13 protein-coding genes are annotated in these 25,427 nt (G+C 41.2%); 1 reads left to right on the top strand and 12 read right to left on the bottom strand.

Annotated elements, in window-relative coordinates:
• Both OCV60_RS02455 and OCV60_RS02450 read right to left on the bottom strand, forming a co-directional pair.
• Nucleotides 1–5,056: MSCRAMM family protein (locus OCV60_RS02455; protein WP_262529211.1), on the bottom strand; the 5,056-nt coding region annotated here is incomplete at its 3' end.
• Nucleotides 5,057–5,413: 357 nt separating this feature from the next.
• On the bottom strand, nucleotides 5,414–11,056 hold the full coding sequence (locus OCV60_RS02450; protein ID WP_021944707.1) for a CDP-glycerol glycerophosphotransferase family protein: 5,643 nt from the start codon (nucleotides 11,054–11,056) through the stop codon (nucleotides 5,414–5,416).
• Nucleotides 11,057–11,234: 178 nt separating this feature from the next.
• Here OCV60_RS02450 and OCV60_RS02445 point away from each other — a divergent pair, with 178 nt between their 5' ends.
• Nucleotides 11,235–12,290 (top strand): acyltransferase family protein, encoded by a 1,056-nt coding sequence (locus OCV60_RS02445; RefSeq protein WP_317258973.1) that lies wholly within the window; start codon nucleotides 11,235–11,237, stop codon nucleotides 12,288–12,290.
• Nucleotides 12,291–12,395: 105 nt separating this feature from the next.
• On the opposite strand, the gene OCV60_RS02440 is transcribed toward OCV60_RS02445, so the two are convergent.
• From OCV60_RS02440 to OCV60_RS02395, 10 genes are all read right to left on the bottom strand, one after another.
• Nucleotides 12,396–13,142, bottom strand: a complete 747-nt coding sequence (locus OCV60_RS02440; RefSeq protein WP_262529210.1) for a hypothetical protein — start codon at nucleotides 13,140–13,142, stop codon at nucleotides 12,396–12,398.
• Nucleotides 13,136–14,098, bottom strand: a complete 963-nt coding sequence (locus tag OCV60_RS02435; protein WP_262529209.1) for a helix-turn-helix domain-containing protein — start codon at nucleotides 14,096–14,098, stop codon at nucleotides 13,136–13,138. Before OCV60_RS02435 ends, OCV60_RS02440 begins: the two co-directional genes overlap by 7 nt.
• A gap of 195 nt (nucleotides 14,099–14,293) precedes the next feature.
• The gene (locus tag OCV60_RS02430; protein ID WP_262529208.1) at nucleotides 14,294–14,782 is read right to left on the bottom strand and encodes a hypothetical protein; all 489 of its coding nucleotides are present in this window, start codon (nucleotides 14,780–14,782) and stop codon (nucleotides 14,294–14,296) included.
• A 905-nt stretch (nucleotides 14,783–15,687) separates the two neighbouring features.
• Nucleotides 15,688–16,170 (bottom strand): Cys-tRNA(Pro) deacylase, encoded by a 483-nt coding sequence (ybaK, locus tag OCV60_RS02425; protein WP_262529207.1) that lies wholly within the window; start codon nucleotides 16,168–16,170, stop codon nucleotides 15,688–15,690.
• A 6-nt stretch (nucleotides 16,171–16,176) separates the two neighbouring features.
• The gene (locus tag OCV60_RS02420) at nucleotides 16,177–16,560 is read right to left on the bottom strand and encodes a response regulator (RefSeq protein WP_117822343.1); all 384 of its coding nucleotides are present in this window, start codon (nucleotides 16,558–16,560) and stop codon (nucleotides 16,177–16,179) included.
• The gene (locus OCV60_RS02415; RefSeq protein WP_262529206.1) at nucleotides 16,557–19,955 is read right to left on the bottom strand and encodes an ATP-binding protein; all 3,399 of its coding nucleotides are present in this window, start codon (nucleotides 19,953–19,955) and stop codon (nucleotides 16,557–16,559) included. Before OCV60_RS02415 ends, OCV60_RS02420 begins: the two co-directional genes overlap by 4 nt.
• 55 nt (nucleotides 19,956–20,010) lie before the next feature.
• Nucleotides 20,011–20,700, bottom strand: a complete 690-nt coding sequence (locus OCV60_RS02410) for a YkgJ family cysteine cluster protein (RefSeq protein WP_262529204.1) — start codon at nucleotides 20,698–20,700, stop codon at nucleotides 20,011–20,013.
• A complete protein-coding gene (locus OCV60_RS02405; protein WP_262529203.1) occupies nucleotides 20,693–23,491 on the bottom strand; it encodes an ATP-binding cassette domain-containing protein in 2,799 nt (932 codons plus the stop codon). The genes OCV60_RS02410 and OCV60_RS02405 overlap by 8 nt, the downstream gene beginning before the upstream one ends.
• On the bottom strand, nucleotides 23,488–24,402 hold the full coding sequence (locus OCV60_RS02400) for an energy-coupling factor transporter transmembrane component T (protein ID WP_262529202.1): 915 nt from the start codon (nucleotides 24,400–24,402) through the stop codon (nucleotides 23,488–23,490). Before OCV60_RS02400 ends, OCV60_RS02405 begins: the two co-directional genes overlap by 4 nt.
• Nucleotides 24,395–25,348: a DUF4430 domain-containing protein gene (locus tag OCV60_RS02395; protein WP_262529201.1), complete on the bottom strand. Its 954-nt coding sequence runs from the start codon at nucleotides 25,346–25,348 to the stop codon at nucleotides 24,395–24,397. The genes OCV60_RS02400 and OCV60_RS02395 overlap by 8 nt, the downstream gene beginning before the upstream one ends.
• Between the last annotated feature and the right edge of the window lie 79 nt (nucleotides 25,349–25,427).

Genomic DNA, 25,427 nt, shown 5'->3' with positions numbered 1-25,427 from the left:
CGCTGATTCCTGTCTTGGTTGCTGTTATGCTTCCATCCTCTTTGACATACTTTCCATTTGCATCTGTTACATAAATTGTAAAGTTCTTGCCTGCTGCTCCAAAGTCATATCCTACAACTGCCTTGGCTACGGTTAAGCTTCCCTTATCCTGGGTGTAAGTATTCGTTACGGTTGCGGTCGTGGTTGTATCCTTAGTTACCTTAACATCCCCCGTTCCGGTTACTGTTAATGCATAACCAGCTTTTGCTGCATCCGTTTCATTCTCGGCTACTGTATAGGTTCCTACCGGTATGTCATTGATCGTTACGCTTCCGTTTGCCGGCACGCTGATTCCTGTCTTGGTTGCTGTTATGCTTCCATCCTCTTTGACATACTTTCCATTTGCATCTGTTACATAAATTGTAAAGTTCTTGCCTGCTGCTCCAAAGTCATATCCTACAACTGCCTTGGCTACGGTTAAGCTTCCCTTATCCTGGGTGTAAGTATTCGTTACGGTTGCGGTCGTGGTTGTATCCTTAGTTACCTTAACATCCCCCGTTCCGGTTACTGTTAATGCATAACCAGCTTCTGCTGCATCCGTTTCATTCTCGGCTACTGTATAGGTTCCTACAGGTATGTCATTGATCGTTACGCTTCCGTTTGCAGGTACGCTGATTCCTGTCTTGGTTGCGCTTACGCTTCCATCTGCAAGAACATATTCACCACTTGCGTTTGTTACATAAATTGTAAAGTTCTTACCTGCTGCTCCAAAGTCATATCCTACAACTGCCTTGGCTACCGTCAGGCTTCCCTTATCCTGTGTATAAGTGTTCGTTACGGTTGCGGTTGCTGTCGCATCCTTGGTGACGGTGACATTACCTTCCCCACTGACTGCTAAGCCATAGTTTGCAACTGCTGTTCCGGTTTGCTCTTCACTTACACTGTAAATTCCTACAGGTATGTCATTGATCGTTACGCTTCCGTTTGCCGGCACGCTGATTCCTGTCTTGGTTGCTGTTATGCTTCCATCCTCTTTGACATACTTTCCATTTGCATCTGTTACATAAATTGTAAAGTTCTTACCTGCTGCTCCAAAGTCATATCCTACAACTGCCTTGGCTACGGTTAAGCTTCCCTTATCCTGGGTATAAGTATTCGTTACGGTTGCGGTCGTGGTTGTATCCTTAGTTACCTTAACATTCCCCGTTCCGGTTACTGTTAATGCATAACCAGCTTTTGCTGCATCCGTTTTATCCTCAGCTACTATATAAGTTCCTACCGGAAGATCCTTGATCGTTACGCTTCCATCGGCCGGTACTTCAATATATACCTGAGCAGCACTTTCTTTTCCATCTTTGTCATAGTATTTATTTGTTGTCTTATTCTTTACAGAAATCTTATATGTTGTTCCTGCAGCTGGCGTATAAGCACCACTTACTACCTTTTCAAGCTTCAGATTACCCTTCTTTGGTGCTGTAGAATTATCAAATCCTAAAGCATCTGCAGAATAGGAACCTGTAACCGGTGTTCCATCCGATTCATATTTCTGAACGGACACATTCTTGGTATAGATACCTGATGCTGCATTTGCATCTACTTCCAACGATATAATATAGAAGGAAGCGTCATATGTCATTCCAGGGACAGTACCTTCCTGCTCAGATACTACATAATAAAATGTTTTTCCGATATCAGATGTGTCATACTGAATCTCTCCAAAGCTTCCTACACCGGTAACTGTACTGGAAGTTACAGTTTTTCCAACTCCGCCTGATTTTGTAGAATAAGTTACTTTTCCAGCGGCAAAACTTGGTTTGTTTATTTCTGTCAGGTTAAATGTAAATTCATCATAACCCTGCAGTGAGTCTGTATTGCCATCAACCGTTTTCTTAACTGTAAAGCTGCCCGGTTTATTCTCATAATACAGATAACCGCTGTTAAATCGCTGATCTACCCAGCCTGGAGCAACCACATCACTGTTACTCTTACTTACCATAAAGTAATATGGATCTTTATTTACTTCAAAATTATCATCTGCAGTTGTTTCATACAGTGCAAATACCTTATCATATGCAAGACCGCTAATCTTCCTGGTACCATCAGCACCTAAAGATATATTCGTCATAACAGGTGTAGGATCAATATCCTTTGTCCACTCACCTGCAGCATTTTTCTTACATTCATACAGGGCAAATGTCGAGCCATTCAACATCTGCATCTGCTTATTGCTATCTGTCCAGTACTTATACAATGTGATCGTACCTGTTACAGATTCTGCCCATACGTTCGGTTTCTGGACAACTGTTGAAATACTTGTATTTGTTGATCCGTTTGATCCTGTATAGCCTGTAAGGCTGAAACTGTTCGAAGCATTGGAAGCATTCAGTGAACCACCAAATACCTGATTAACTTCTGCTCTGTATACAAGCTTCAGTGCTTTGTCATCCGGCAAAGCCATCTTTACAGTTCTGCTGTTGCTGTCATATGAATAAGCACATCCGGAAGTAACATCCGTCCAGTTTGAACTGTCTTTTTCCGGATCTCCTTCGCCGGTATATTCATAAATGTGAAGAGAATCAACCTGGAAGATCAATGCGCTACCCATTTTGTCTTCGGCATAGATTGTCTTTCCATTTGCAAGTTTTGCAGCATTTGTATTGACATATACGGTATATTCCACAACCTGATCCTTGACTGTTGTAGATTCACCATTATTCTTCTTCTGATCCAGAATATATACACCTGACTTCTTAACTGTATCTCCAGGTGTCAATGTATTCGTTGTTGAACCATTACCTTTGGTCTCTCCATTATAAGAAACTTCTGCATTGTTTGTTACACTGATCGCAGTACCATTCTTAACATAATCTGTTAATGCATCATCTGCCACAGAAGCAGAATATGTAATATCCGCTATATACTTTGAAAACTGTGTACCGGATGCTACATTTGTGATTCCATCTAATACCTGCTGAGTAACCGGTATCGAATATGTAATGGTATGTCCACTGATACTGCCAGTAATAGCCATCGGACTTCCATCTTCTTGTGCATACCACTGACTCTGCCATTTCTTGAACTGAAGCTTGGCATCATCATTAAATTGCATTGTGTCCGGCAATGTATCTGTAATAGTGATCACATCTCCGACCTGCAAGTCGTTGGAAATCTCAGACATATTAACAGACAATGTATAATTGATCGTATTCAGCTTAGTTGAGCTGACTTCACCTTTTTTTTCAAGGCTATTTGTATATTTATAAGTTGCCTGTGCATCTGCAGAAAATTTATTATCATTCGCATCTTTATATGTAAGATTTGCATGGTTAATAAATTCTGCACCATCTCCGATTGCCTGCGGAATAGTATTAACAGTAATCTCAATTACCTTTCCTTTTTTAGATGCAATGTACGCATTATCAAAAGTAAATCTGAGTCCCCAGTTATTCGCCTGTGAAACAGTTGAAACAATGCCGCTTCCACTTACCATAGCACCATTATCAATGGCTGTAACACCATCAACCACTACAGTAGTATTAAAATACTGGTAATATCCATGCGTTTTGTCATAGTCACTAAGTTCTACGTCTGTGATCGTATCTGATGCCGGTACACTGATCGATACTTTCCAGGTCAATGTTCCATCTGCATTTGCTTTTACAAATTCCTTATCCAGAATTCCCTTGCCATCTGTCTGAAGGGAACTGGACTTATCATATTTTGTTCCGTCAAAATCTACATCTACATCATTCTTAAGTACAGTTGGAAGTGCAGAATTCAGAGCGTCATCCGCTACATCCGTTGTATATGTAAATGTATATGTACCGCTGTTTTCTGAGAAATCGCTCAGTTTCAGGGCTGACAGATCAACACCTGCAGGAAGTCCTGCTGCTGTCAGATAATTTCCTAATGTATCTTTGATTGCTACATTATTAATATCAAAATTCGGATTCTTCGTCAGATCACCTAATGTGATCTGAATGGTCCAGGTGATTGACTTCTTATTACCGGAAGCATCTGTATTCCAGGTACCATTTTTGGATAACGAAGGCTTCTTGACATTTAAACCTGTTGTAAAACTGTTGGTGTCTTTATCATTGTCCTTGTTTGTCTTATATTTGATAGAGAACTTATTATTGAAAACTTCAATATCGCTTTCTTTAAAAGCATCCTTTACATTTGCAGCACTGACTGTAACATCATATGTAATCTTAGCTGCTTTTGTAGCTTCATCTTTGCTGTCAAGTACCATACCGGATAATGCAGCCTGTGCTTCTGACCAGCTTGCATAACTGGTTCCATTCACCTGGATATTTGACATATTTTCGAGTGCAGAACCCATTGATTCTGTTGCCTCTCCAAGTGTAACCTTTCCGTTTTTGGCCGTAACTGTTACCTCATAAGACTGCTTAAGGGAACCATCTGCATTCCACGTTACATCTCCTTTGGTTTTGCTTGATTCCGCATAGCTTTCGACCTCATTCAGATCAACATTAACAGTAAAGCTTGCATCTCCGATCTTGATCTTTCCTTTGTCTTCTGTATCCAGATCAGACGATGAAAAATCAACCGTTCCGTCGATGTTCGCCCATCCATTGATCTCACTTTCTTCCAGGAACTCATCTCTTAAAGTGATATAATATTTGCCCTCTTGTATATACCAGGTACCAACATCTATACCACTTTCATCATATAGAACAGTTTCTGTATAATCGTTAATATCAATTCCCTGTGATTTCAGGTCGACTTCAAAATTCTTTACACCGGAATTGTTAGCGATTGCCCATTTAAATGATATTCCAACGCTGTCTCCATTTTTCACGTTTGAATCATTTTTGACTACCGTTCCATTCACAGTAATTTCAAAGTCACTGAGAGTCATTCCATTCGGATTTGCCAAAGGCGTGATTCCTTTCTCACTTTCCTCCGCATCCGATGCCGTTGCCGGCTGTGCACTGTTTCCAGCTTTTGCACTGGTACTTCCAAGACCTGCTCCACCACTGATTGGTGAACAAACTGAGAAGACCATGAGCAATGCCAGTAAAAGCGCAACTACTTTTTTGCTTTTCCTTCCCATTCTCTTTACCTCCATTTGTTGTTCTTATTCTCTTTTTCTTTGTTGTTCTTTGTTCTTTTGTTGCTTCCTTCAGATATATTATTATACGCACCTCTTTAATTTTGAGCGCAGAAAACTACTATACCTGAATATAGATACTTAATATTATACACAACCGAATCTTCATTTCAATATATTTTCACCTTAATTGTTTATAAATATAAACAGGAATCCCATATTCCGTTTATTCCGTAAAGAAACGCTCTCTTCGCATAACAAATTTCTGAAGTTTTTTACTTTATAAGACAAACTTTCCTATAAAGTAAAAAGAGCCGCTCCCCATAATCGGGAACGGCTCCTGTATTGTTGTCACATTTTCTATCTCTGTTGCTGCAGATATTCTGCAACTCGTCTGACTGAATTGCCATCGCAGTCAGCAAATACATCTTTTCTAAATACTTCCAGCTTCTGATAATCATATGATTCAATCTGTCGGATCTCATTCACCAGATCTTCTGCAGACTTCACGATCGGACAGAACATTTCATTTGCAAATTCTTCTGCTGTCATCTGAATGCTGTCTTTTTCTATAAATGTCTCATAATCATATGCAGATGAATACATCGGTTTTCCAAGCAGCACACTCTCAAAGAATAAAGCACTGTAATCTCCTACGATCACATCGGCTGCCATCAGCAGTCTTCGTGCCGGAATCTCTTTTTCGAGCACCTTGCAGAAACCAGGGATCTCGTACTGTTTCAGGTCCTTTTCCTTCTGACCTGCCTGATCAAAATGAAGCACAACCATGTACTTATCCTGAAGCGCTGTCTGCATTTTGCTCAGAGAAAGCATCGCCGTCTTTCTGGTTTCTTTATCTTTTCTCCAGCTTGGCATATACAGAATGATCTTACGTCCATTCAGCTCCGGTATCAACTTCATAAGTGCATTTCTGGATTCCTCTATCAGCTTCTGGTCAAAATACTGATCCGTATTGCAGCTTCCCTTCAGTCCACAATAAACATTTCCATTTCCGGAATAGGTCTTACGGAACAGATCTTCCTGTCCTTCAGACGGAATCTGAAGCACCGAAACCGGATTCTGTGCAGCAAGATGCGCACCCTTTCTCTTCCACCTGATCTCATCAACAGCCTGAAGTTCTTTCTTATATAATGAAAATGCAAGCTCCGGCAACATAATCTGCTCTGTTTCCTCCCGAAGTTCACAGCGACACAGGATCGAAACAGGTTTTGAAGTCACAATATATCTTGCTGTTGCAAGCTCCCTTGCTAATAGCAGAAGATCCGTCTTTTTCTGATCCAGCATTAATACCTTACAGGAGATCTTCTGTTCCTTCAGATATTCCTTCAACTGGAACAATGGATCATTCTTTGTGAGTGCTCTTTCAGATAACAGAACGATCTGATCTACAATATCCGTTTCCGGAACGACCAGCTCATATGCCTCTGCAAATTCATCCGCAACCTTCTTCAGCTCCTGATATTTCTCATAAAATTCTTTATTCTTTTTCTGCTCATCCTTTGTAACCAGATTATCGTAATCCTTGTAATGTGCAAGCAGATAATCACGCACACGCTCCATGGAATGTCCGTCGCAGTTTGCAAACATCTTCTCCCGGAACTGATCCATCTTCTGATAATCATAGTGATCGATCTGCTTCAACTGATCCGCAAGCTCCTGTTCGGTTCTGACGATCGGGCAGAACAGGTTCTGATCAAATGCATTTGCATGCAGGGACATATTCAGCCCCTTGATGATCTTCTCATAATCATAGGCGGTCGAATATGCCGGCTTACGCAGAATCGTTGTCTCAAAGAAGGAATCTCTGTAATCACCTACGATCACATCACTTGCTACCATTAAGGCACGGATCGTCATACCATTGTTCTTGTTAATACATTTACTGAAGCCTTCTACTTCCAGTTCATTCTTAAATCCATTCTTGCTCTGGATCGCATTCAGGCTGACAACCACACAGTACTTATCACCGATCAGTTTGCTTAATGCCTGCATATTGAAGATTCTCGCCCATATGCTGCTGGAATTCACTCTACGAAGCGTTGGCATGTACAGGATAACCTTTCTGTCTGCTGTCTCCGGGAAAAGATCCTGCAGCTTCTGTTTTGCCTCACTGATGAAGTCCTTATCAAAATACATATCCGTACTGCAGTTTCCATACAGAACTTCCCGATCCATTTCCTTTGGCGAGAACTGCTTATCAAATTCCGCTCTCTGATGTTCCGATGGAACCTGAAGGATATCCGTATCATTATTCAGGACATAATCAAAATATTTCTGCTTCCATTTGAGGAAATAGCGAACCTCATACCCCTGATTATAAAGGTTAAATGCATTATCACGAAGCATGATCATATCTGTTCCCATTCTGAAGGATGTCCGACAGAACAGGTGGATCGCTGCCGGAACAATAATGTATCTTGCAGATGCAACAATCGCTGCAATCTCTTCATCCGTCTTTTTGGTATTACCCATGCGAAGCAAAACAACCGAAAATTCCTTATGTGCTTTCATCATTTCTGCCATCTTGCCAAGATATCCGGATGTAAAATTCTTCGCATTTGTTACAAATACGATCTTGTTCTCAATACCGTATACATCCGATGCCTCGTCATATAATTCGGCAAATCGCTCTGCACGCTCCTTGATCTCTTCGTATTTCTCTTTGTATTTTCTGTTCTCTTCCAGTTCTCCTTCTGATAACAGTCTACCGGAAGCATATCCATCACCCGGCATGATCTGGTACATCTCAAAATACCGTCTCTTTACTTCTTCCGAAGCACGGGTTACAGACATGGTGATACTCGTCGTAACACTTCCCATTCCACGGGTTTTCTCCTTCGACGCAAAGCTGTCTAACATCTTCATGGTAAATGGCGGTGCAAATTCACGCTTCTTACCATAGAGGGAAATCGAATCTACCAGCCCACCGATCTGCTCAGCAAATTCCTCATTTTCCAGATTATTTCTATAATAATTCAATGCAAATTCATACAGCATCCGGTCTGTATCTTCCGGTGTATGAAGTGGAAGCTTCGCATACTGATATGCAAATTCCGGAAGAAGTCTCTGCATGGAGTCAAAAAGGCTCGTATCGTGTGGAACCGGAACAATGACCGGTTCTACCTTACCATCTATAACCTGGTATTTCTCAATACTCTTATATGGCATATTGGCAAAGATACCTTCCATAAAGAACTGTGCCGTATTATTGGTCGTGAAATTATATCGTACGGAATGACCGATCGTCGGAAGTACCGTTCTACTGTAATAGTAAGGTACATCCACTTCTTCCCCTACAATATCATGCCACAGTCTGACAAAGCAGTCCTGTGTATAACCTCTGCCCCAGTATTCCACAAAGGCAAATTTCTCTGTCCGGTCAATCTCCTGCTCCAGATATCTGCTGACAAGTACACGTTCTTCTGCTCCCTTTTTCATCAAATACTGATTATAGCTTTCGGACTTTTTAAATATGTCGATTAGACCATTTAATACTTTCTTATCTGTAAAATTAACTCCATCCAGAACAACCGCCGGGAAAAACTTACGGAACTGACGGTCTGTCAGATCCATTGCTTTTAACAGCTTGTCCTTAGAAGTGATATTTCCAAAACTGCCATATGGCTCCCAGAATTCACGGTCAACCTCATGGATAAAAGAAGGGATTCTCCATGTTCTTCTGGATGCATAGATGTATTTTGTCTTTACGTTAAGTCCCCGCGCCTCAATGATCGCATCTGCGATCCGTTTTAATGGATGTCCGTCACGGGAAATGAAATATAACGTCTGATATCCTCTTCTGATTGCATCCCGAAGCGCCCAGTCTACATATGGAACCATGCAGATCGTCACGAATGTGGATACAAATTCATCTCTTGTATATACTGCCTTTGCAGCCATTCTGGTCTGAAGTGCAGCCACCAGATAGGAATCATACGTTCCAAGCTGTTCTACCAACTGTGTCTGAATATCGGAAAATTCCGGTTTTGCAACCTGTCTTACTTCGATTCCAATCTTTCTTGGCGGATTGTGATCGGCAATCGGATTATCACCATAATGAACCCACTTCTTAAAATCATAATATGGTTCAAAACTTGCAAATACTTCAAAGAATAACTGCTGTGATACCTTCTGGACTCCATATTCACAGGACAGATACAGTGGCAGTTCTGTTAACATCGGCTCCGCTCTGCGGAGCATCTCAAGGATCACATCCTTCGGCAGATACATATCACTGACCAGAATAACCGTATCTTTCTGTGCCAGATATTTCTTAATCATATCGATCTGCTCCGGCAACGGGATTACATTGTCATATTCACATTCCAGCTCCCAAGCCTTTAGCTTCTGTACCTGCTCATCTGTCAGATTATATACGGATGCCATACGGGCAAAGATCTCATCAAACTGAATCTCAACCTTTTCTGATTCACGAAGTGCAATTGATTTATTATAATATTCTCTTACATTTGCTTCTGATGTTTTACGGATCGATGGATAATTCAGAACAAGCGCTCTTGGGAACCCTCCATCCTCCTGCATTTTTTCCTGTACATAGTAGAAGATGCCAACCGGATCGAGTACCTTTCTGGAAAACAGCGTATCAAAGATATCAAAGCTATACAGAGTTGGAAGCTCTACCTTCTCCGGTACAAATGCGATCGTGCTGTCAATGATCTTATCCATACTGTCTGAAGTAGAATACTCCCAGTACAGCTTACTGATCCGATCCAGACTATCGCTGATGTCGTCTTTCTCATATTCCGAAAGTGCCTGAACCAATTCATCAAAATTCTTACATTTTCGGCCCGGTGTAACCTCATCATAATCCATCGGGAAATCCAGATCGTCATTGTCAAAGTCAAACGCATACCGCAGGAAATGCTTGCAGCCTGCCGCAATAAAATCTGTAAATATAGAGGAATAATCCATGATACACAGATCGATCTTATCCAAGATCTCATAGAAATCATTGGTGTTATCCCAGAACAAAAGCCATTTACAATCTGCATATCTCTGCTTTGCCCAGAGGAAGCCCTGTTCCTTTTCAAGCAGCGGATGCATCTTAAATATCATCAACAGATGCTCTTTCTCACATACCTCTATGATACGGTCAATATCCGGAATTGCCTTGGAGAACAGCTCACCATCCGGATTATTCCGATACGTTGGTGTATATGCAACAATCTTGGTATCCTCCGGAAGCCCCTTCTGTCCGATCAGATCATGATCATATGTTTCAATCTTCTTATAATTCGCTTGATACAGGCATCTTGGATATCCGGCTCTTACGATCTGCTTCTCCGTTAATCCAAGCTCCGCCTTTGCTATATTCTCGATAAATGCAGATGGTGCCAGATATAATTCATAGGTACGATAATATTCATTTCTTGCAATATATTTCTTTGCAAGTTCCGGCAGTAAACGTCCTTCTTTGATCTTACGCTCTACAACCTTTACACCGCCAACACCGTGCCAGAGATTCAGATACTTTGCTTGTTCCAGTCCATCCGGAATAAATGCCTTTACCTGCTCAGAAACCAGTACGCCGGTATAGCTGATGATCGTTTCTGCCTGAGGTGTTCCCATGCGATATGCATGAAAGCCCATACCACGGATCATCTCGATCAGTTCTACATCATCACACAGCCAGTATGGAACAATATCTTTTCTATAATTATTGATATACAAAAACAGATATTTTGGATTCCCCCGAAAATCATTACTGTACTGTCCGGCACAGAACGCCCATACCTTGTCCTTTTCTTTTCCCGCGCAGATCTGGTGAACCTCTGCTACCTCTCTCGCATTTTCCTCATCGATCAATGCCTGCTGACGTTCCTTTTCCTCCAGGCGTTCCTGCTCCAGTGCCTGTTTTTCCTGCTCTATATCCCGTTCTTCTGTTTTAATCTCTATTTCAAGTTTTTCATCTTTTTTATCTGTATCTCTACTAAAAAACTTTTTCAATCCGCTTAAACGCATCTCTTCCTAACTCCTCTATTATTTGTAAACATAATTGAATTTATTATAAATCATATCCCTGTTGCATACAAGTACCTGTTATATTTATTAAGATTCCACCTATGTACAAGTCGCTTTTTTTGCTGTATGATTATTTTTACATATTTGACTTAAAAATATATTAAAGAGGGTTTTATCTATGAAAACAATTACAACAAAAAAGAAAAACACATGGGATATCATCTCCGATTACCGTGGTGTTCTGATGGGAATATCTATTATATGCATTATAGTATTTCATTATGTGGAGGACTGTGGCATCTATCACGTCCACAAAAACGGATGGGTAGAATTTTTCCGTAACTATATCACCAGTTCAAGTGTAGACGGTTTTCTTTTCTTATCCGGTTTTGGTTTGTACTACGCAATGAAAAAGCATCCGGATATTTCCCAGTTTTATAAGCGGAGATTTACCAAAATTCTGATTCCATATTTTCTGGTATCTATACCCGCTCTTTGCTGGAATGATCTTTTCTTTGAAAAAACAGGAATAAAGGCATTTTTTTCTGATATATTTTTCTATTCATTTTTTACACGGGGAATGGCATGGTTCTGGTATATCCTGTTAATATGCTTTTGTTATCTTATTTTTCCATTCATATTCCGGATATTAGATAAAGCGCCAGATGAAGAATCCGAACAAATGCGTCTGATCAATCTTTTCACATTTTTCACTATGATAGCCATAGTAATACAATTATCAAATAAGGGTTTTTTCAGCAATATCAATCTGGCTTTATTACGTATTCCATTTTTCTGTCTTGGCTGCTTTATTGGTAAATACTCCTATGAAAAACGCCCTATATCCTATGGTGCATATGGTTTGATGCTTTTATCTTTATTCGCAATCCAATTTCGGAAGGGCAGCAAAATTATATTTGCGCGATATTCCGCTGCTTTTCTTAATATCAGTGCATGTATCTTAATTGCAATTCTATTTGGTAAATTGAAGCGTTTTGAAAAATTACATAACTGCATAAAAAAGTTTTTTGAGTGGTTTGGCAAATATTCTCTGGAATTATATCTGACGCACGTTACTGTACGAGGCATTATGAGAGATTACGGCTACCATACCTGTTATGGACGATACGAACTGATCATGGTTGCTATATCCATCGTACTGGCGCTGATTTTAAACCGCCTGACAAATCTTATCACCAAGATTCACATACCCGCTATTCATCATGCGAAATAACAGGATCTGAATTTTAGATTTTAAAAGGAGAATGAGTATTTAAAACTCATTCTCCTTTTTACAAATATTATTTCCCTTATTATGTATTTCATATATAATATATTTTTATACTGAATATAACTCATGAAGAATTGTAATTGCCTCTTCTTTTTCAAATGGAAGTCCTAATTGTGCCAATGGAAGTATCTCATCTAACATTTCTTCTAAAAATGCTACAATACTTTCTTTTACCAAACCTTCAACTCTTATTTTGGAGTCATTTTGAACAATCTGAAGTAATCGAAATACATCATATTTATGTTTCTTCAAATCTTTCTCATTTACATGCTCACCGTTTTGTTTTTTATTTTTCAAGTCTAACCAGGCATACATCTTAAAAGGTATCAGATATTCTGCTCCCAGAACACATATGTCATTTATAATCTTACGTCCCTGTAACATAAAATTATAAAAATCATCATTTAATAATATCGCAGATAAACTGGATGTATCCTCAGCTATATGAATCGGAACTATACCAGTTTCTAGTTCTAATTGATATCCCGGTCTTTTTGAAAATAATTCAATCATACTTGGATATCCCTCCTTAGGTTCTGTAAACCTATAGAAATGCATCTTATCACTGTTCTTCCAACCGCATTTATAGCCTGCATCCTTAATATAAGCCCAAAAAGCTTCTGCGAACTCCTGAGTTTTATCCTCTAATATCAAAATCATATCGATATCTTTGGTTGCTCGAAATGCAGTATCATTTTCTGACATAATAATATCGCAAGCTGTTCCTCCAATAATTGTATAACAATCTACATATGCTTTAAATTTCTCTCGAAATGTATCTATCCCAACTACCATGCATATTCCTCCAACATTTCTTCAATCGAGCCTTCAACCCTTTCATCTTCTACATCTGATAAAGACATACATAAAGATATAGGATCTACCATGCCATTTTTTGAAAACCGATCAGGATTATATTTCCAAAATTCAATTCTTATCATATCCTTATTATCTTCCCATCTTTCATCTATTTTTTTAAATGTATATTCTTTTGCCATAGATTTATCAATGGCAACACTTTCAATAACCGAAGGATTCAACATCGAATAATTAGAAAGAGCTCTTTCGCCTGATACAGGCATGTCGGTAAACTGATTCATATTCTCTACTACAAACGACTTCTGCACCGGATTGATCAGATATCGTTTTGCTTTTATAAATAATTGATAGCCACTATCCTCGGTCCACATATAACATTCTTTTCCATCTGTTTTCTGACATATCAGTCCCATCTTTTCTAGTTGTTCACTGGCTCTTGTAATCGATGTCTTTGTAACATTCAGATATTCTGCAGCCTGTTTTTTCATAATTTTCTTATTTTTGCACTCGTATATTAAATACAAAAATAAGCTCTGTGTAACAGGCATCATTTTTTCGGTTTTTATTTCTTTCTTTTTCCTGAATGAATTGTGTATTGCGATTCCCAAAAATGGAAGGTACATCTGTTTATCATCCGCCACAAAAGGAATCCGATGCCCAATAAGTGCATCCCGCTGAGCTCTGGTAATATTTTCAAACCAATAAGCAACAGGCAGATTTGTCTTTTCTTCATATTGATTTTGCTGTTTTTTTAAGGCAATTACGCCAAATTTTTCAGAATCTGCCAATTTAACTAATATAAATGCATTTTCTTTATCCGATACCTCGTAAATACTTCTTTTGGACAGCATATAAACCGGAAGTCCCTTTATTTTTTCAATTTTCTTCATTTCAAAATTAGTTCCAAACATTTGATTAATCGTGTTTATCATTAAGCACCTCCTTTAGTAACATATTTTTATATACAATAACATTTTATTAATTATTATTCAAGTTTTTTGTAATTAAAAACAAATAGCATGAAATCTGTACAATATAGCTTCAACTACATTATTCCTTTCATTATAAATCATAAACCATAATGAAAAAATCCCATCCTACAGATGGGACTCTCATGGCAATCTATATCACCATATCTTTTTAATTACATAACTATGCAAGGTACAAACTGATTTATATAGAATACAAAAATTATTATTCAGGAATTCATCATCAGCAGACGTTAGCATACCTTTCTGCTCAGAAATGATACTTTCAACACGATGTGTAATGCTATTCCAAATATCAAAGATATCAAATAATTTTTGATAAAGCTCCTCATAAAAAGGGGCATTTGCATCCGCTATTTGCTTCATTTTGTGAATGTCTGAAGCAATGTCATTAAAATATTTTTGAAACCGTTCTGGGTGAGAATCGAATTGTTGTTGTGCGAACAAATATAGCGCTTGTTGAAGATCTTCCAAACATTCAACAAGTTGTTTGAGTATTGAATTATTCTGTATACGCAATCTATCTTTTTTTTCAAAATAATATTTCATATACGTCTGCATGATATATATGAGAATGCCATTGCATACAACTGGAATGAAAAGTGTTATCCAATCTTTTGTGGTCATCTATATCCCCCCTAAAGTAAACTGTACAGTATTATTATAACAAAATAATTTTAATTTGTCGATATATCTTATATTCCGTCCTGTTTTCTTCTTATCCGTTCTACTCATATAAATGGCAAACTCTATTCTGTGAAAATATTCACCCTCCATTATCAGCTTACAATCACCTGCAGAAATATTAAACAGCTTGCTAAAAACGTTTTAGCACCAACACGTGAAATAAGTCTTCTAAGTTCTAGATTACCTAGACCGAAGCGTCTTCCTATTCCTAAAATACTTCCATATTTCGCTGCTATATGCCACCATCTTTTTCTCTATAAAAATAAAAACATCCAAAAAGTATCAGGTAATTCAGCCAATAAAATGGTTCACATCACATCCTAAGCAATAATCATCCAAAGTTTTTCAGATTCTTAATATCAATACAAATGGGATGGTTTCAAATATCCATGTTAGTATGACAGAAGATGTTGCCATTCCAGTTATTAATTTTTTAAATCTCTTAAACAACATAAAATATCGTTTGCAACGTGTACAATATGATATACATATCCTTTTACAGCAAGCAATTCATTCACCCAGATACATTTTCGTGCAATAATATGTCGACACCCATAATTTCGCACTTCTTTACCTTGCAGGATGTAAGCATACTATAATAGCGTAGCGGATAAAATTCCTCTACTACCAGTAACAGCAACATATAAAGCAAATGCTAACTATACATAAATGTATAATCTTATATAGCCCTTTTAACGCAGAATCCCCTCTTTGCGCCTTAAGTGATGCAGTTTGGAGATATGCTAGTTACAGATATAAAAATGGTGCCATTTGATCCTGACAGTATAAGATTGATTTGATTTTTATCTCATGACAACCCGTTCTTTTTCTTTATCCGATATTTTTTATCTCTCCGAAATGATATCCGCATACCTGCCATTCACCGCACGAAGCAGGTCATCCGGTTTCAGCACGATCTGTTCACCCAGACGTCCACCGGATACGATCATCTGAGGAAGTGTTTCCGCACTTTCATGGATCACGGTCGGATATGCTTTCTTCATGCCGATCGGTGTACAGCCGCCACGGATATAACCGGTAACCTTGTTGATATCTTTCACAGGAAGCAATTCCAGGTTCTTCTCGCCAACAACTTTGGCTGCTTTTTTCAGATCGATCTCTTTGTCGATCGGCAATGCAAATACATAATAGCCCTGACTCTTTCCAACCGTTACGATCGTCTTAAAGCTCTCCTCGTAACTCTGTCCGAGCATATCTGCAATATGCACACCATCGATGAATTCTTCACAGTTATATTGATTGAGCGAATACGGAATCTTCATACGATCGAGAATCCGCATCGCATTTGTCTTTGTCTCTTTTCCCATTGTTTCTTATATCCTTACACACTCATGAATATTCAGAACGCGTTCGAGCCGTGCTGTTAATGCATTCGCTGTAAATGGTTTACAGATGTAGTCTTCCGCTCCTGCTTCAAAGCACTTTGTCTCTGAATACTCATCTGTAACTGCCGTCAGAAAAATAACCGGAATACTCTTATATTCCTGATTTACCTTCAGTCTGGATATCACATCATATCCATCCATACCCGGCATCTTCAGATCAAGCAGGATGACATCCGGATGAATCCGTTCCAGAACACGGAACGCCTTCTGTCCATCATTCACGGCTGATACTTCAAATTTGTCCTCCAGGATTCCCTGGATCATATCAAGTATCATCTTATCATCATCTATAACCAATACTGTTCGTTTCACTTAAGTATCCTCCTAATATCCGTTTCCAGTTTTTCTGCCAGTTCATAAGCTTTATCCATATCATAATCCGAAACATACTGATACAGCTTATCGAGTATTCCATAATACTTTGCACCCATTTCATCTGCTAACTCCGGTATCTCTGTCTTGTACAATCGTTCCAGACAGGTGCATGCAGCTTTCTCTTTATACTCAAAAACAGCAGTTTTTAAATCACTGATGATCGTAAGCATCTCCGCTATATTTGTGACCGCTTCTTTTTCTATTTTACCATCTGTTTCCATATTCGCAAGCCATTTTTTTATCTGCTCCAAAAGCTCCCGGTACTGGCTTACTGCCTGGTCATGATTTATCTGAATGTACGCCATTGCCGTCTGTGGATCCTTACATGCTTCTTCCAGCCCTGCAGCGGCTGCTGCCATAGAATCTGCACCAATGCTTGCGGATATTCCCTTCAGACCGTGGATCGTTATATCATAATTAAAGATGTCTTCTTTGTTCTTACATTCTTCAAGCTTCCGGATCCGTTCTTCACTTCCATCCAGATAAGTCCGCAGCAGACTGATATACAGTTCTCTGCTTCCGCCAATATAGGATAAGGCTTTCGCGATATCAATTCCCGGTATGCTCCATTCTTCTGCCTGCTTTGGATCCGGTGTGCCGTCTGTTTCCTGTCCTTCTGTGGCAGTATCTCCATTCCCATCTCCACATTCCGTTACATATTCCTGCGGAAGATTATCTTTTATGATCTGTTCAAAGCGTTCCGGATCGATCGGCTTCGACAGATATCCGCAGAAACCGGCATCCAGATAAGTCTGCTTTGCACCCGATAATGCATTTGCCGTGATCGCAACTGCCAGAATATCCTTATAGATACCGCCATCCATAGTCTTCACATGCTGGAGCATCTCGATTCCATCCATCTCCGGCATCATATGATCGATCAGCAGAAGCTGATAGGAATGCTGGCGAATCAGCTTCAGACCTTCCGCCGCACTAAGTGCCGTATCGATCTGAAGTTTTGTATTCTTTGCAAGTCCGACCACGATCTTCAGATTAACCTCATTATCATCTACAACCAGGATCCGGGCATCCTCTGCATGGAAGGACTCCTGATATCGGACCTCATGATGAAGCTTTTCTTTGTATTTCTTTCTGTAATCCCCGATCTGTTCTTCATTTACGATCTCCTGTCCAACCGTTGCCGTAAATGTGGAACCTTCACCATATACACTGCTGACTGTAATATCTCCACCCATTGCGACCAGCAGATTCTTGGTGATCGGAAGTCCCAGTCCTGTACCTTCGACCGAACGGTTCCGCTTCAGATCCAGTCGTTCAAAATTTGTAAACAGCTTATCCATATCCTCACTCCGCATACCAATGCCGGTATCGGAAACTTCAATCGTCAGGCTCTGTTTATTATCCACAACGTTTCCTGTGATATAGAGACGAACTTCACCCTTTTCTGTATATTTTACTGCATTTGTTAAAAGGTTCATGATGATCTGTTTGATACGAACCTCATCGCCCTTCAGATTCTCATGCAGCTCCGGTTCTATATAGATCTTAAGTTCCAGCCCTTTTTCCATAATACGCTTCTGGATGGATCGTTCGACATCCTCCACAAGACTGCTCAGCGAATAGTTCTCGTTCACCAGATATACCTTTCCGGATTCGATCTTGGACAGATCCAGAATATCACTGATGATCGTAAGCAACGATTTACCGGAATTCTTGATATACATGGCGTATTCCTTGATATGCGGCTGTCTGCTCTCCCGGAGCACCAGCTCATTCATACCCAGGATCGCATTTAACGGAGTCCGGATCTCATGTGAAATGTTTGCAAGAAATGCAGATTTGCTGTTCGCCGCAGTCTCTGCTTCTTCTGCCTTCTGTTTCAAACGAACCTGAAGTTGCTTGTTCCATGCGATCACCACAAGAAGCATCAGACTGCCAATCAATATGATAAGCAGATCCAAAATCGTCTCGCTGACATCGAATGAACCTGTCTGTGATATATAGCGACCGGCAAGAACCATATACAAATAATAAACGATGGTACTGATCAGCAAAAATATATTCAGTTCCATCTTCTGGTACAATGACACAACAACGGCTGCCGCAAGAAACATATCGGTCAGACGGTTATGTTCACCCGGAATCAGTCCGTACATCGCAACGATCGCGAACAAGCAGCCCGACATACATAATCCATGTATCTTTACCGTAGTCTTTCTGATAAAAGTCACAAGAAAGCTGACCAACATAGTTGCCAATGTCATGATAATAAACATCGGGGCTTTCTGGAACCGATAAAACATCATGATAAAATATGTGGCAAAAAGGATATATACATAAAATACAACCTTTTTCACCCGTTTATCATCCTGCAGAACAGAACCTGAAGCATATCTCTCAACTTCGATCGAATCTCTGCCTTTTTTTCCCGTCCGGTATACACGAACAAACAGGTTCATATAAAGCATAAAGAATACCAGCAATACAACAGCCAGTGTCACCGCAGAAGGGATCGCATTTTTTGCTGCCAGCTTGCTGACTTCATTCTTATCCACGATCGCAACCACATACCAGTTATCCAGGATTGGCTTCACAGATATCCATGCACTGTCTGTTTTATAGCTGACAGTACCTTCTGTCTTCAACGCAAGTTCCTTATCAATATCTGAAACATAAGTCTCATATGCGTCCGTTCTGTGATACATACTGTCCAGCGTCTTTCCCATATATGCAGGCTCTCCGCCTGCAATAATGCTTCCGGTCTGATCAACAATATAGATCTCACCCGTTCCTGCATCCAACTCTTTCAGAAGATCTGACAGTTCCTCCAGATCAACATCTACACCGATCAGGTTCGAACCGTCCCGGAACATACGTCCAACGGATACCACCTGCCGGTTCGTCTTCATATCCAGATATGGTGTCGTGATCGTAAGCTCTGTACCATTCTGCTTCATCTCCTGATACCAGGGACGTTTCTCGACCTGATACCCATCCGGCTGTTCCCATGCAGTGCTTAACATCAGTTCTCCGTCAATATATCCATAAATCCCCAGATACTGCATACTTTCTTCATTTTTCAGATAATCGGTCTGTTCGGTAAAATATGCACGGAACTCATCCATACTATGTCCTGACTCATGCATATACTGCACGGTGAAATAATTCACTGTCAGAATATCGACCGCATCCGACAGACAGTTCTGACAGGACATGGCGGCATAATCCATATTATTGTTCATCTCATCATCTACCTGTTCCGTTGTCTCCCGGATCTCTCTTGCACAGAAGATCAGGATCACGCCTGCCATAAGGATCACAAATATACTTATATAAAATGCCAGTCTTTTATATGCTCTTTTTACCATCATTCACACTCCCCGCCTCTTATCCGCATTTATACCGTTCCAGATCAGGATCTGTCTGCTAGATTCCTGACTCAAGCAGTTCTTTCAGATGCTCCAATCGCATCTCAAACTGCTCATAAAAATCCCGGTTCTCCTCATATCTCGCAACATACATGATATTCAGAATATACATACACATCTGCTTGATCCGTGCATCCTTACTTTCTTCTGCCACGTCCTGCATACGGATCCGTGCAAATGTCTCCTGCACCTGCTTCTGAAAATCATGCCACTCATTAATGTACTCTGTATATCTCGGCAGATCCGGTGTATCAATCCATTTCGATACCTTGACCTTCACCTTGCCTGCCCGATCACATTCATGGATCTGAAGAAAGTATTTAAATCCGCCATCCTCATAATATCTGCCAAGCGGAAACAGTCTGCAGAATCCCGGCCTTGCCGCATGGATCCCACATCTGCCTTCTGCATTTAAAAAAGTACATGTTCCATTTACCATCTTGATATTTGGAAGGATCAACCCATCTACAACATTTAACTCTATCGTATCGGCAAGCAGAGCTTCAAAACTCTTCCCTGTCTCCTTTGTCAGTCTGCTCACATCCAGCGGATCTAAGATGATGGAATTTCCCATTCCCTCACAGCAGGCATGACACCCTTTACATTCATTGCAATATGCTTTTACCATATCCGTCTGATCGTATAAACGACCATCCGATATCTCTTCCAGACTACAATTTCTAAGCATGCTGTTTTACCTCACACAATACTCCATATTTTATCTTGATCCGGTCCAGTTTCAGCAAAAATGGCCGGGCCATGATCCACAGAAACAGAACCGTCGCAAATCCCTGTACCACATCAAACGGAAAGCCGGTTACATACGCTGCCACGATCATCTTAAGGTTCACTGCCGGCTGCCACATGATCACAGATGCCGGATTCATGATACCGCCATAGATCAGAATACAGCACAGGCCGCCAAAGATACACAGGCCAAGTTTCGTCACATTCTGACTTCTGACCCGGCTGTTATTAAATACAAGTCCCGCCGCAAAACCAACCAGGCCAAGCGAAAACATCTGCCATGGTGTCCACGGTCCCTGTCCAAATACCATATTCGATACCAGCATCGTCACCGCTCCGGTCACAAATCCGGTCTCACATCCAAATGCTACCCCGCTGATGATCACGATCGCCATAACCGGATTAAAATTCGGTATCATAAAAAATGCTGTTCTTCCGACTGTAGCAAGCGCACACAGAACTGCCACCGTTACAATATCCCGTGCTCCCAGTGCCTTTGTCTCAAAGGCTGTGAGAAACGGTATCATCATTTCGATCAGAACCAGAAGGGAAATAAAATAATACTTCCGGTCTGACAGAACCATCTTGCCAAACCAGATCGTTCCTGCCACTGCTGCAATACAAAGAACCGTTATGATCAATTTTTTTCTGCTGATCCGGTTCCGTCTGCGCAGGTCAATATCCTGATCCCTGTTTCTTCCGACCGGACGCAGCAACAGAATATATACGACCGTTGCCAATATAAATATACCATACAAGATCAGGTATTGTATACCTTCTCCGGTCACCGCTCCATTCTCGATCAGACGCGTCAGATCCGCCTGTGTCATTGTCTTATAAAAGCAGAACACCATGATAACCGTTGTAAGGAGAAGTCCCAGTTTTCGGACAAATGACATTTTTTCCGTTTTTTTCTCCTGTATTGATATCTCGCTTTGAGCGCCGCTTCCTATCCGGTCTTCTTCCTGCTTTGCTTCGTCATTTTCCTTCCTGTTCCCGGTATCTGTCCATACAATTCCGTCATCTATATCGTCATCCGGATAATCCCATGCACCGGTTTTGCCATATGCATGCAGGATATCCTCAACCGTTACAGCGCCCCGGATTGTTCCTTTTGCTATTCTGGCTGCCGCAGTCGTATAGAATTCATTTCCTGAAAAATAATCGTTTGTTCCCGCAACCGTTGCCACTCTGCCATCAAAGATCAGACAGATCCTGTCAGCCGTTTCTGCGCAGAATTCAATATCATGACTTACCATCACGATCGTATGTCCGGAAGCTTTAAGCTTCTTCATCATATGCGAAAACCGTTTTTTAAATGCTGCATCCATGCCCTTTGTCGGTTCATCCATCAGTATCACATCCGGAGCAGCAAGCAGTACCTTTGCAAGTCCAAGTCTCTGCTGTTCTCCCCCTGACAGATCATATGGATGCTGCGTCAGTACAGATTCCAGCCGACAGAAATGAATACTTTTCCAGATCATTTCCTTCGAAATCTCCTGCTCCGCCACCTCAAACGTCCCATGTCTGCGGATCAGTCCCAGTTCTTCTCCAACTGTATTTGCAGTAAATAACAGCTTGGGATCCTGCGGAAGATATCCGATCCGGAGTTGCTTCTCCCGCCGGATCCTGCCTCTGTACGGCCAGTAGTTCCCTGCGATCAGGGATAACAATGTTGACTTTCCGCATCCATTTGTACCATTTATGGCAAGGATCTCCTGCCGCTTTACCGACAAGGTAAGTCCGGACAATACCTCTTTCTCCATGGATGGATAATGAAAAAATACATCCTTAATATCGATCACGTTCTCCGCTGTCTGTTTTTTCCCTTGTGTATCCGCCCGCTCTGCCTGTCCCTTTGCTATCGCCTGTTCATGGTCTTCATCATACTGCCGCAGCCATTCTCTGCCCTCTGCAACTGTAACCGGACAGTCTGAAACTCCATAACCAGACAATCCAAATGCTATCCTGCATGCCGCAGGGATCTCGATTGCCGGCGCATTCTGTGCCAACAGCACCACGCCATCTGCAATGCTTCCATCATAGATCACTCTGCCATCTTCCATCAGAATGAACTGGCTGCACATCGGCCAGATTTCCTCCAGTCTGTGTTCTGTCAGGATCACCGTAATTCCAAGTTCCCGGTTAATACGATACAGGCACTGGAAAAATTCCCTCGCTGCCATTGGATCTAACTGGCTTGCCGGCTCATCTAAGATCACCACCTCGGGCGCCATTGCCATGACTGATGCCAGGTTTACCAACTGCTTCTGTCCGCCGGACAATTCATTTACCTTTTTGTGAAAAATCCCATCCAGACCAAAGAACGAACACATTTCCGCTACCCGCTTCTGAATAAAGGCATTGTCATATCCAAGACTTTCCAGCCCAAATGCAAGCTCATGCCATACCTTATCCGTTACAAGCTGTGCATCTACATCCTGTACAACAAATCCGATCTGCTCCGTCTGTACACGATCATCTATGTCTCCAAGTTTTTTCCCCTGAAAACAGACAGTTCCTTCCCGTTTTCCACGAGGTGTCAAAACGGATTTCAACTGTCTGAGCAATGTCGTCTTCCCACTTCCGGAACCACCTGCGACAATGACAAAGCTGCCCTTTTCTATGGAAAGGCCGATATCCTTTAATACCGGCTTCAGATAAACATCATCCCTCTCCGATGCAATATCCGGATATGCAAATGTCAGATTATCGATCTCATATAATTTCATCTTTTCTTCCTTTCCCAGATTGCCTGATACAAATGCATCACACATGGCAGGCTTACTAATAACAGATAGCCTGCAAATACCGCAATTCCCATTCCGCCTGATCCATTTCCTGTTATATCCGGATAATACTGCCAGTCGATCACGCCCCGGATCATTCCTGCCGCAACAAAGCTTCCCGCTGCCAGAATCACGACCAGACAGCAGCCATCACTTTTTCTAAAATGAAATAATGAATATGCTGTCCTGCCTTTTAACCCATATCCCCGGCTCTTCATACTGTCACCTGTTATGACCGCCCGTTCTAACGCCCAGGTTGCTGCCGAAGAGATCACCCGCATACCGGTTCGAAGCCGTTTAAAATATTTCCCAGGCATCACACAGCCTGCCGCTTTCTGTGCCTGATATACCTGTCGGATCCTTGCGGTAAATTCCGGCAGGAACTTCAACGTCATAGACAGAACGATCGACAGATACGGTGCCAGCCGCCCAAACAGATAGATCATTTTATCAGAAGTCATGATCCTGTTGAAGGATGAGAACCAGCACAGTACTGTCACCAGCATTACAGCAGCCGCTATACCATACAGAATAGATTCGAGCGTCAGCGGATTGCCGGACGGCAGATACCGCAGGATCGTCACCCCCTGATGACTGAATGCCGGATTAATGAGTGCCGTCAATATCACAACCGGCAACATATAGCGCAGATTCTGATATAGTGCCCGTCTGCCATTCAGGCAGATAGAATATGAGACCGCTCCCAAAAAAGCGATCCCTAAACTAACCGGATGAAGCGACATCATTGCAAATCCGATGACAAATATAAAATATATCAAATTCACGATTGGATGACTATCTGCAAATGCATCCCTTCTGATCTTCTTCACCTGTTTCTCCTGTCTGTTATTCAAAATATGGATTTCCTACATCTGCTCCAAGGTCACAGGTGTATTTCCATTCAATCTTATCTCCATCTTTCAATACATATTTTGAGCATCCAAATGCCGGGAACTTCCCATTGACACAATATTCCCAACCGGATAATTCTCCGCAGTCAAATTCATACAGATTATGGATTCCCTCAATGTAGTAGCTTCCGTATAATGCAGTAAAGGAATATTCAAGCTGTATACTCTTTTTTTTCGTAATATCCTTTAATACATCAAATACGGTCTGTCCCTTTTTAAATTCTACCTCGACTTCCTTCAGGATCCAGCCATCGGCAGGTACACAGGACTGCTTGCTCTTATCTAACATATTCCAGTTTTTCAGAATATTATCGCAGTTAATCGATATCGTGCAAGTATATGTCTGCTCCTCGGTCGGCTTCTGCTCTGTCGTTTCCGGTTCTTCCGTTGTTGCAGGCTTCTCCGGTTTCTGATGCGCCGGCCGTTCCGTCGTTGGAGCTTCTGTCGTATTCTGCCCCGGTTCTTCTTCCGTCGTTGGCTGTTCCGTTGTTTTCGGTTCTTTTGTTTCAGTCGTTTGTTCCGTCGTTGGCTGTTCGGTCAGAACCTCTGTCGTCCCTGAGGAGCCTTGTCCATCCGGGCCATATGGATCCTGTCCATCTTCTGTTGCCACTCCTTCTGATGTCTCATCTGTACGATCCGTGTCCTGACTATCAACATCCTGACCGTCTGTTGTTTCCGATTCCGTCACCGAGGACTGTCCGGTTTCCTCCTGACCAGTTTCAGCTTCTGCCAGTTCGGTCGAATTCCGGGATTCCGTATGCTGCTTTCCAAATCCGGAAAAGCCTCTGGAACCCGGTGCATTTCCACCATACCAGAATGCCACGGTAAGGATCAGCACCACCGCCAGAATACCAATTATTTTTTTTATATTTTTTTTAATGAACTTCATATGCTGCTGCTTTCTGTCATACGGTATTTATTGTACCTGTAATTTCTGCTTTCCGGGCATCTGCATGTTTATTCATCTT

The organism is Coprococcus ammoniilyticus (assembly GCF_025567345.1).
GTDB classification, from domain to species: Bacteria; Bacillota; Clostridia; order Lachnospirales; family Lachnospiraceae; genus Coprococcus; species Coprococcus ammoniilyticus.
Note: the sequence above shows the minus strand (reverse complement) of the source record. Positions and strands in the feature narration are given on the sequence as shown.

Excerpts from the sequence above, each read along its gene's own strand:
- OCV60_RS02395 (WP_262529201.1), bottom strand. The coding sequence starts at position 25,348 with ATGAAGTTCATTAAAAAAAATATAAAAAAAATAATTGGTATTCTGGCG.
- OCV60_RS02430 (WP_262529208.1), bottom strand. The coding sequence starts at position 14,782 with ATGACCACAAAAGATTGGATAACACTTTTCATTCCAGTTGTATGCAAT.
- ybaK (WP_262529207.1), bottom strand. The coding sequence starts at position 16,170 with ATGGGAAAAGAGACAAAGACAAATGCGATGCGGATTCTCGATCGTATG.
- OCV60_RS02440 (WP_262529210.1), bottom strand. The coding sequence starts at position 13,142 with ATGGTAGTTGGGATAGATACATTTCGAGAGAAATTTAAAGCATATGTA.
- OCV60_RS02405 (WP_262529203.1), bottom strand. The coding sequence starts at position 23,491 with ATGAAATTATATGAGATCGATAATCTGACATTTGCATATCCGGATATT.
- OCV60_RS02415 (WP_262529206.1), bottom strand. The coding sequence starts at position 19,955 with ATGATGGTAAAAAGAGCATATAAAAGACTGGCATTTTATATAAGTATA.
- OCV60_RS02410 (WP_262529204.1), bottom strand. The coding sequence starts at position 20,700 with ATGCTTAGAAATTGTAGTCTGGAAGAGATATCGGATGGTCGTTTATAC.
- OCV60_RS02450 (WP_021944707.1), bottom strand. The coding sequence starts at position 11,056 with ATGCGTTTAAGCGGATTGAAAAAGTTTTTTAGTAGAGATACAGATAAA.
- OCV60_RS02435 (WP_262529209.1), bottom strand. The coding sequence starts at position 14,098 with ATGATAAACACGATTAATCAAATGTTTGGAACTAATTTTGAAATGAAG.
- OCV60_RS02445 (WP_317258973.1), top strand. The coding sequence starts at position 11,235 with ATGAAAACAATTACAACAAAAAAGAAAAACACATGGGATATCATCTCC.